The organism is Nocardioides kongjuensis (assembly GCF_013409625.1).
Taxonomy (GTDB): Bacteria; Actinomycetota; Actinomycetes; order Propionibacteriales; family Nocardioidaceae; genus Nocardioides; species Nocardioides kongjuensis.
Genome location: NZ_JACCBF010000001.1, coordinates 4,472,034 through 4,482,119 on the forward strand (window position 1 = coordinate 4,472,034; position 10,086 = coordinate 4,482,119).

Below are 10,086 nucleotides of genomic sequence, written 5' to 3' on the forward strand. Positions count from 1 at the left end.
ATCGCGGCAGACCGCCGCCCCATTCGCAGGCAAGACCGGTGGCGGATGAACATTTGCGCTGATGCGTGGTGCTGGCCTGAATGATGTGGACCACTGCTGAGGCACACCGGAAGATTCGAACTTCTGTGCCAGAACAACGTAATGACCCGGACGAGCGACGCGTCTGTGATGCGTGACGGTCAGTAGCGCATCTCTGTTGGGACTCCCGGCGCGCCGCCGCGGTGGCGCACACCGGGGCGCGCGTCGTCGTACCGGAATTCCGCTGAGCCAAATGATCCCCCGCGCGCTCGCAGCCTTCCTGCTCGTCGCCATCGCGGTTGTCGCGCCCAGCCTCGCGCCAGGGGTCGCGCCTCGCGCGAGTGCGGCTCCAGGCGACCCGTTCCCTGCGACGAATCCGCAGGCTTGGATGCTTGCCAACGACCCTGCCACGTTGTACTCGATCACCAACAACGCCGACGGCACGATCTCGTTCACCGCGGCGGGTGCGACGGGCAGCCTGGGCAGCGAGGTCAATGCCCTCGCATTCAACGCGCTTGACGGTTACCTGTATGCGACGCAAAGAGTCGGCGGTGTGAGCGGCGTAAACCGCCTGATCAAGATCGGGCAGAACGGTGTCGTCGTGACCGCCAACGTCGCGACCCTTCCGGATGCCGTTCCTGGCGTCTCCGGGACACAGAACTTCATCGACGGGACTGTTGACCCGGCGACCGGAACCTTGTACCTGTCAGCCAACAACGTCAGCATGTCGACTTTCACGAAGGTCAACCTCGCCACTGGCGCGGTCACCACGACGAACTTGTCGCAGACGTTCAGCAACAGCGGAATCGCAGACTGGGTCTTCCAGGCCGGTTTCCTGTGGACGGTCAACGATGGCGGAGACCTGATCAAGGTCGACCCCGCCACCGGCGTGGCGACGACGGTCAAGACGAACGCGATTCCCGACGCAACCACGCCTCCGTCTGGGCCGCAGGCGTACGGCGGCGGCTTCGCCCTGGGAAACGGCAACATCGTCTTCATCGACAACGGCACCGGCAAGGCCTACCAGATCAACATGTCGTCGGGCACCTACAACTCGTACTACGTCGGCGATGGACCGTCGACAGCCAACAACGACGCCACTTCCGGCCTTGGCTCGCCGACGGACCTGGTGGTCGGCAAGTGTGGTCCGAGCCAGGGAACCTGCAAGTTTCCGACCGGCAACAACACGCCGCTGCACTCCTATCCGCTCGGCCAGGACCCGGCATCCAACTACGTCGCCGGCTCGACCTTCACCTACACGCTGACCGTCTACAACGATGGTCCGGGCCTGAGCAGTGGCTCCGTTGTCACCGACACCCTGCCGACCGGCACGACCTACTCGTCGTCGAGCTTGTCGACCTGCGTGGCGAGCGGCTCGACGGTCACCTGTGGTGTCGGCCAGATCGCGGCCGGCACGAGCATCTCGTTCACGATCACCGTCAACGTGGCGTCGAGCACGACCGGTGCGGTCACCAACACCGCGACTGTGCTCGGCAACGAGGCCGAGGTCGATACAAAGGACAATTCCGACACCCACACGCTGGCGGTCCAGCTGTCCTGCGCGGCCGGAACCATCTACGGCGTCAACCGTACGTCGCCGTACTCGCTTCTCGCGATCAACTCCGGAACGGGAAGTTCGACCGGGGTGGCCACCTTCAACACACCCCCCATCGACCTGCTGGGCTTCCAGGAGCTCAACGCCCTCGCGATTGCTCCTGGTGGCACTGCGGCATATGCAGTCTCGAACTACCGGACCTCGGCCGGGACCGTCACGGTGCAAAAGTACGACCCCTCGAGCGGGGCGGTCACCAATGTCGGCACCCTCTCGTTGGCAAGCGGCCTGTACATCGTCGGCGGTGCGTTCGACCCGACCACCAATCGCTATTGGCTGATGACCTACAACTCCCTCAACGGGTGGTACGAGTTCTACGCCTACGACACCGCCACGAACACCTCGCTCGGAAGGCAGTTCTCGTTCCCCTGGAACACCGACCTGACACTGCACGGAAACGGTGACCTCGCGTTCGACGCGACCGGCCGTCTCTACGTGCTGATGAGCGACGGCTCTGCTCGGAGTCAGATCCGCATGTTCGCGCCTCCGCTTCCGAGTGGGGACACCAACCTTACGTCGTCGTCTGGGACGCTGCTCACCTCGCCGGTGGGCGCGGTCACGGTGGAGTCCAACGGCATCGCCTTCGGCGCCGACGGCTACCTGTACGCGCAGAGTCTGGACGGCACCGGCGGGCAGGCTGTCATCCGCAAGATCGACCCTGCAACGGGCGTGGTGCAGTCGTCGGTGAATCTGACGAACCCCGACGGGACAGCGAACACGAAGTCGGTCGACCTTGCCTCCTGCGCCATGCCGAGCACGATCACGCTCCAGAAGAACATCGTCGGACGCAAGGTGGCCACCGACCAATTCGACCTGAGCATCACCGGCAACGGTGTCAGCCAGAACAACACAGCCACCACCAGCGGATCCACCACGGGACTGCAGACGAATGCGGGCGCCGTCGCCGGTCCGGTCCTGGTGATCCCGGGCAAGGTCTACGCGATCACCGAGGCCGGGGCGAGCGGTGCGAACCTCGCGAACTACAGCCGCAGCTATGAGTGCGTCAACACCCTGAACAACAACGTGGTCGTCGCCTCGGGGACGACCTCCTCGGGCTCGGTCACCGTGCCTGCGGCAAGCGCGACAGGCGCCAACATCGTCTGTACGTTCACGAACACACCGCTCAATCCCAGCATCAACATCGTCAAGAGCTCAGGCAGCGTGACCGGGCCAGATGCCAGCGGGGTCTACACGGCGAACTACACGGTCACGGTGGCCAACTCCGGCAACGCGAGCGGGACCTACGGCCCCCTGGTCGACACTCCGGCCTTTGACTCCGACTACACGGTGCAGAGCGCGTCGTGGGCCGGCCAGAGCACGGGGTCGGCCACCGGGACCGGGCCGTTCACGCTGGCCCCGTCAGGTACCTCCATCGGCGTCGGTGTCACCCACACCTACAACGTGGCGATCAAGTTCAAGTACACCGGCACCGGGGTGATCACCGCCTGCGGAGGTCCGGGCACTGGATTGTTCAACTCGGTCGCAGCGATCGGTGAGACAGGGCCCACCACGGACAACTCGGCGTGCAACACCCCGCCGGCGAACATCAATGTCACGAAGACCGCGGGCTCTGTCAGCGGTCCGGACGTCGCGGGCAACTACACGGTCACGTACTCGGTGAAGGTCATCAACAGCGGCCTGTCGGCAGGCAGCTACGGCGCGTTGACCGACACGCCGGCGTTCTCGGCGAACCTGGTGCTGACCGCTGCGAGCTGGACGACATCGGGTGCAGGTGCACCGGGGAACGGCGGCGCCAGCGGTGCTGGCCCGTACGCGCTCGCCCCCGCAGGGACGACCATTGCCGCCGGCGTGACCCACACTTTTGCGCTGACCATCACCTTCCACTTCTCCGACAACACCGTCGCTACGGTGTGCGGCGGCCCGGGCGCCGGCTTGTACAACGCGGTCGCGGTTCCGTCAGGACAGGAGACCAGCACGACAGACAACTCGGCATGTGTCGAGCCGCCGAAGCGCTACGACGTGTTCGTGCGCAAGGTCGGCAAGAACGCCGCCGGATTCACTGTCTCGCTCGCGGGCTCGACTTGGCAGTTGCAGGCCGATGCCAACGGCACTCCGGGAGCAGTCATCACCGGTGGCATCCAGCCCGTGTCGGGTCAGACGGGCGAGTTCAAGATGTCACAGCTTCAGCCCGGTACCTACTGGCTCACGGAGACGAAGGCGCCGACGGGCTACCAGTTGCTCGCACAGCCGATCAAGTTCGTCGTGTCCGCGACGGGTGTCGTCACAGTCGCCAGCGGCGGTGACACCGCGATCAGTGTGGGCAGCACCTCGGGCGGTCAACCTGAGATCACGGTCGGAGACGTCGCTGCTCTGACCCTGCCCCTCGCTGGAGGCAGCGGCACGAAGGCCTTCGCCCTCCTTGGAGGCTTCCTGCTGCTCCTGACCGTGCTGTCGCTCGTCCTGTTCCGCCGTCCCAGCTCGGGCGCGAGCACCGGAAAGCGGGTGAGGGAGTAGCCGCGTCTGGCCAGCATGCAACTTCCACCGTGATGAACCACAGACCTGTAGTCACCAGAATCAGAAAGTAGAGAAGAGAATGACCATGTCCACCACGGGACGCTTCAAGGCGCTCCTCATGGCGATTGCCGCGCTTGGCGTCGTGTTGGTCGGGCTTGCTTCGTCGGCGAGTGCGGCGTCGCCGTCGCTGCCGGACCCGACCAAGACCGGCTCCATCAACATTCACAAGTTCAAGGCTCCTGACAGCCCGACGGGGTTGCCGAACAACGGAACGGTGCAGGACACGACGGGTCTGACCCCGGTTCCGGGTGTGACGTTCTCGATCCAGAAGGTGGGCGGGATCGACCTGACCACCAACCAGGGTTGGCAGGACGCCAGCGCTCTCAGTGGCGTGTTCAACCCGGCCAATGCGTCGGGTTCGATCACCGGGGCCGGTTACACCCTGACGGCTGCGTCGGGCTCGCCCGTGACCACGAACGCGAGTGGTGACGCATCGCTGGCGGGTCTTCCGCTGGGCCTGTACCTGGTGACCGAGACGGCGTACCCGACCGGTACGACGCCGTCGGCGCCGTTCCTGGTCTCGGTCCCGCTGACCAACCCGGCCGACCAGTCCACGTGGCTCTACGACGTCAACGTGTACCCGAAGAACTCGATCGACAACGTCTCCAAGACGGTTGAGGACGCCAATGCGGTCAAGTTGGGCGACCCCGTGACGTGGACGATCAAGGGTGACATCCCGAACGTGAAGACGATCGACGGCTACAAGATCGTCGACCAGCTCGACCCCAAGCTCGACTACGTGGGCACCACGGTCACGCTGGCCGATGGCACCGCGATCACCCAGGGGACCGACTACGACGTTGTGTTCGACTCCGCCACCAACACCGTGACGGTGCAGTTCACCGCTGCGGGTCGGCTGGTGCTGGCGGCGCACCCCGCCACGCAGGTCGTGGTGAAGATCGACACCAAGGTCAACGCGGTCGGTGAGATCGTGAACACCGCGCTGCTGTACCCCAACGCGGCCAGCTTTAACGTCCAGCCCGGCAACCCGGGTGGCCCGCCGGTCACCCCGCCGGTGATCACCAAGTGGGGATCGATGACCGTGCAGAAGGTCGACGAGAACGGTGCCGCGCTCAGCGGTGCGCAGTTCAGCGTCTACCCGACCGAGGCCGACGCCAAGGCCGGTACCAACGCGATCACCCTGGGCGGTCAGACGGTCTTCGCTGTTGACGCGAACGGTCAGGTCACGATCTCGGGCCTGCGGTACTCCGACTGGGCCAACGGTGTCGCGGTCGCCCCGGGCGATGCGGGCTACCAGACCTACTGGCTGGCCGAGGTCAAGGCCCCGACCGGTTACGAGCTCCTCGCCCAGCCGGTCGAGTTCACCATCACCGCCGCGACCACCACGGTCGGTGTGGACATGACGGTCAAGGACGTCCCGGCCAACGCCGGGTTCCAGCTGCCGCTCACCGGTGGCAAGGGCATCTGGCTCTACTACATCGGCGGTGCTCTGCTGCTCGGCGCCGCGCTGGTGCTGAGCATCCGTCGCCGGCAGAACGCCTGATCGGCAACGTCCTACTGAACACCTGAGGTAGGGGCGGTCGGCCTCACCTGGCCGACTGCCCCTACCCGGGCTCGAGAAGGAAAGCAGTGACCATGTCCCTGAAGAACGCCGCAGGCCTCCGGACACGCACGCGCGCGGTGTTCATGGCGATCGCTGCGATTGCCGCGCTTGGCGTCGTGTTGGTCGGGCTTGCTTCGTCGGCGAGTGCGGCGTCGCCGTCGCTGCCGGACCCGACCAGGACAGGGTCACTCGACATTCACAAGTTCAAGGCTCCTGACAGCCCGACGGGGTTGCCGAACAACGGAACGGTGCAGGACACGACGGGTCTGACCCCGGTTCCGGGTGTGACGTTCTCGATCCAGAAGGTGGGCGGGATCGACCTGACCACCAACCAGGGTTGGCAGGACGCCAGCGCTCTCAGTGGCGTGTTCAACCCGGCCAATGCGTCGGGTTCGATCACCGGGGCCGGTTACACCCTGACGGCTGCGTCGGGCTCGCCCGTGACCACGAACGCGAGTGGTGACGCATCGCTGGCGGGTCTTCCGCTGGGCCTGTACCTGGTGACCGAGACGGCGTACCCGACCGGTACGACGCCGTCGGCGCCGTTCCTGGTCTCGGTCCCGCTGACCAACCCGGCCGACCAGTCCACGTGGCTCTACGACGTCAACGTGTACCCGAAGAACTCGATCGACAACGTCTCCAAGACGGTTGAGGACGCCAATGCGGTCAAGTTGGGCGACCCCGTGACGTGGACGATCAAGGGTGACATCCCGAACGTGAAGACGATCGACGGCTACAAGATCGTCGACCAGCTCGACCCCAAGCTCGACTACGTGGGCACCACGGTCACGCTGGCCGATGGCACCGCGATCACCCAGGGGACCGACTACGACGTTGTGTTCGACTCCGCCACCAACACCGTGACGGTGCAGTTCACCGCTGCGGGTCGGCTGGTGCTGGCGGCGCACCCCGCCACGCAGGTCGTGGTGAAGATCGACACCAAGGTCAACGCGGTCGGTGAGATCGTGAACACCGCGCTGCTGTACCCCAACGCGGCCAGCTTTAACGTCCAGCCCGGCAACCCGGGTGGCCCGCCGGTCACCCCGCCGGTGATCACCAAGTGGGGATCGATGACCGTGCAGAAGGTCGACGAGAACGGTGCCGCGCTCAGCGGTGCGCAGTTCAGCGTCTACCCGACCGAGGCCGACGCCAAGGCCGGTACCAACGCGATCACCCTGGGCGGTCAGACGGTCTTCGCTGTTGACGCGAACGGTCAGGTCACGATCTCGGGCCTGCGGTACTCCGACTGGGCCAACGGTGTCGCGGTCGCCCCGGGCGATGCGGGCTACCAGACGTACTGGCTGGCCGAGGTCAAGGCCCCGACCGGTTACGAGCTCCTCGCCCAGCCGGTCGAGTTCACCATCACCGCTGAATCTTCGAAGCCCGGAGTCGACCTCCGCATCACGAACCTGCCCAACCAGGTGTCCCCCGGATGCGCTGAAGCAGTCCGGAGCTCCGGCACTCCCACCAGCGACTGTAATGACAACGGCGGTGGTCACAGCCCGTTCCTGCCGCAAACCGGTGGCCCGGCCTTCCTCGCCCTCGTGGCTGGCCTGGTTCTTGTTGCAGGAGGCGCGTTGTTCGTGACGGCCGCGCGGCGTCGCGGAGACGCCCCGAGCTCCCTTCGATGAGCACCATCGAACTGCCGCGGTCCGCTGCCAGCGCGGCGCCCCCTCCGCGTCCGCGGCGCACACGCCGCTGGCGCGGCATCGTGACGGCGTGGACCATCAGACGCGCGCTCGTGGTCGTGCTGGGCATGGCCGGATTCGCAGTTCTGCTCTACCCGTCTGCCGGCGCATGGTTCACCGACCGCGCGCACGCTTCTGTCGTGAGCGGCTACGCCGAAACAGTGAAGTCGATGACCCCCGAGTCGATCCGACAGCAGTTGCACGCGGCCCACCAGTACAACAAGCATCTGCCCAAAGGTCCTCTTCGCGATCCCTACAGTTCTTCGGGAGCCGGTCAGGAAACAGCGCTGGGCAGCGACGCGAAGAGGTACCTTGACACGCTGAACGTCGTCCAGGGCGGAATGATGGGCGTCCTTTCCATCGGCGGCATTGGGGTCACGCTGCCTGTGTTCCACGGCACCGGTGCCTCGACGTTGGACAAAGGTGTTGGGCACCTCTACGGAACGGCTCTGCCGGTTGGGGGTCGGGGTACCCATTCAGTCCTGACCGGGCACTCGGGTATCGCCGGAGTCACCCTGTTCACTCACCTGCATGAGATGCAGCTGGGTGACACGTTTACGGTCACGGTCCTCGACCGAACCTTGACCTATCAGGTGGACCAGATCAAGACGGTGCTGCCCGAGGAGACTGAGGATCTCGAACCGATCGCCGGCGAGGACCACATCACCCTCGTTACCTGCACGCCGATCGGTGTGAACAGTCATCGGCTCCTGGTTCGCGGCATCCGCATCCCCACGCCGAAGTCGGTCTCACCGCCGGCATTCATCGCCGGCAAGTCAGGTCCGGGCTTTCCCTGGTGGATCCTCGAAGCTTGCGGGGGCTTGGTCGTCCTGCTCCTGATCTCGAGCCCACTCGGTCGGCGTGCACCGCGGCGTTCCGAGGGCTCCGGCAGGTAAGTCCGGCTTCGCCTGCCGGTGACGTCCCGCGTCGTGGTGGAGTGTCCTCGACACCGTGCGGGTCAGTGGTTCTCATGATGCCGTCATGAGTTCGGGCTTGGCCACCTCCTGGGTGGTCTTGTTGGTGCCGGTGATGAGTTCCATGGAGTGTTCGGACAGATAGCGACGTTCGGCGGTGACCTGCCATTCGTCGTGGGCTTCGACCAGGACGGCCCCGGCCAGCCTGAGCAGGGCCTCGGGGTTGGGGAAGACGCCGACGACGTCGGTGCGGCGTTTGACCTCCTTGTTGAGCCGCTCCAAGGGGTTGGTCGACCAGATCTTTTTCCAGTGCGACACCGGGAACCCGGTGAACGCGAGGAGGTCGTCGTGGGCATCACGCAACATCTGCTCGACCTTGGGCAGCTGTTTGCCGAGCATCGCCGCGATGACCTCGAACTGCTCACCAACGTGCTCGGCGTCGGGTTGGGCGAAGATCGTGCGGATTGCGGCGGCGACCATCTCAGCGTTGCCCTTCGGTACGACCGCGAGGACGTTGCGCATGAAGTGGACCCGGCACCGCTGCCCCGTCCTCGCTGTCCCCGACGTCGAACCCGAGGACCTCACGGCGCCCGTCGGCGGTGACTCCGGTGGCGATCACGACGGCCTGGGACACCACGCGACGGTTCACGCGGGCCTTGCAGTAGGTCGCGTCGAGGAACACGTACGGGTAGGTGATCTCGCCCAGCGACCGGTCACGGAACGCGCCGACTTCCTCGTCGAGGTCCGCACAGATGCGGGAGACCTCCGACTTGCTGATCCCGGTGTCCGCGCCGAGTGCTTTGACCAGGTCGTCGACCTTCCTGGTCGAGACACCGTGGAGGTAGGCCTCCATCACCACCGCGAACAAGGCCTGGTCGACCCGTCGTCGGCGTTCGAGCAGTGAGGGGAAGAAGGATCCCGACCGCAGCTTCGGGATCCGCAGTTCCAGGTCGCCGGCGGTCGTGGACAGCGTCCGCGGCCGTGATCCGTTGCGCTGTGTCGTGCGTTGGTCGGTGCGTTCCCAGGGGCCGGCGCCGATCACCGCGGTGAGCTCGGCGTCGATCAACGCCTGGTAGATCGTCTGTGCCGCGGTGCGGACGCGGTCCTCGACCCCGCCGGCCTGCATGGCTTCAAGTACCTCGAGTAGTGCAGCATTGTCCAAGGCCATCGTGCTTCGTGTCCTATCCGTGAGTGTCTGTCGCAAGTACTCACTGACCGTCGCACGATGGCCGCCTACGTCACCGGCAACACGACGAACCTCAACGCCGAGGAACTACACCACTCGGCGGGACGTCACCCGCCTGCCGTGGGACACGTTGCTCCGGAGACACGTCGGAACCCTAAAGCGGCCGCTCCCGGCACCGTCAGCACCGTCCGCGTGCGAATGGGGCAAGTGCTCCCGCGAGCGACACATCGCTTCGGATCCTGTGCGGCGCGTTCTGCCGAGCTCTCTCGTTGACCATGTGGCCCACATCTCGCTCTGCCCTAGCCACCCTGCAGATCTAAGGCCACCGGAGGCTGAAACGCCGACGCCGCCCCCACACGGAAGGTAGCCACTCGGCTCGAGCAAAGTCGCCAAAAAAGTCTGGCACTCGATGTAATGTCAGGTGCGTCTCGAGCGTCAAGTTGCGTACAAGCGACATGCAGTCCCGGTCATGTGTGCTTGGCCAACTGAATGGAGCCGTCGGTGTTCGGATGTGGGGACCTCAGGGGTACCGGTGCGCGCGATCGCAGTCTGTCGGCGCGTCTTTGGAG

The 10,086-nt window shown here is 65.5% G+C and carries 4 protein-coding genes and 1 pseudogene; 4 read left to right on the forward strand and 1 reads right to left on the reverse strand.

Annotated features, from left to right (window positions below):
* Positions 1-271 precede the first annotated feature (271 nt).
* From BJ958_RS21490 to BJ958_RS21505, 4 genes are all read left to right on the forward strand, one after another.
* The gene (locus BJ958_RS21490) at positions 272-4,105 is read left to right on the forward strand and encodes a DUF6923 family protein (protein ID WP_179728883.1); all 3,834 of its coding nucleotides are present in this window, start codon (positions 272-274) and stop codon (positions 4,103-4,105) included.
* Between the two features lie 85 nt (positions 4,106-4,190).
* Entirely contained in the window at positions 4,191-5,669 is a 1,479-nt protein-coding gene (locus tag BJ958_RS21495; protein WP_281367199.1) for a SpaH/EbpB family LPXTG-anchored major pilin, read from the forward strand.
* A 92-nt stretch (positions 5,670-5,761) separates the two neighbouring features.
* Positions 5,762-7,360, forward strand: coding sequence for a SpaH/EbpB family LPXTG-anchored major pilin (locus BJ958_RS21500; protein WP_179730317.1), 1,599 nt, complete (start codon positions 5,762-5,764; stop codon positions 7,358-7,360).
* Entirely contained in the window at positions 7,357-8,313 is a 957-nt protein-coding gene (locus BJ958_RS21505; RefSeq protein ID WP_218865927.1) for a class C sortase, read from the forward strand. The genes BJ958_RS21500 and BJ958_RS21505 overlap by 4 nt, the downstream gene beginning before the upstream one ends.
* 72 nt (positions 8,314-8,385) lie before the next feature.
* On the opposite strand, the pseudogene BJ958_RS21510 reads toward BJ958_RS21505, so the two are convergent.
* Positions 8,386-9,499: pseudogene (locus BJ958_RS21510) on the reverse strand (IS256 family transposase).
* Between the last annotated feature and the right edge of the window lie 587 nt (positions 9,500-10,086).

Coding starts and splice junctions, on each gene's coding strand:
- BJ958_RS21500 (WP_179730317.1), top strand. CDS start 5,762: ATGTCCCTGAAGAACGCCGCAGGCCTCCGGACACGCACGCGCGCGGTG.
- BJ958_RS21505 (WP_218865927.1), top strand. CDS start 7,357: ATGAGCACCATCGAACTGCCGCGGTCCGCTGCCAGCGCGGCGCCCCCT.
- BJ958_RS21490 (WP_179728883.1), top strand. CDS start 272: ATGATCCCCCGCGCGCTCGCAGCCTTCCTGCTCGTCGCCATCGCGGTT.
- BJ958_RS21495 (WP_281367199.1), top strand. CDS start 4,191: ATGTCCACCACGGGACGCTTCAAGGCGCTCCTCATGGCGATTGCCGCG.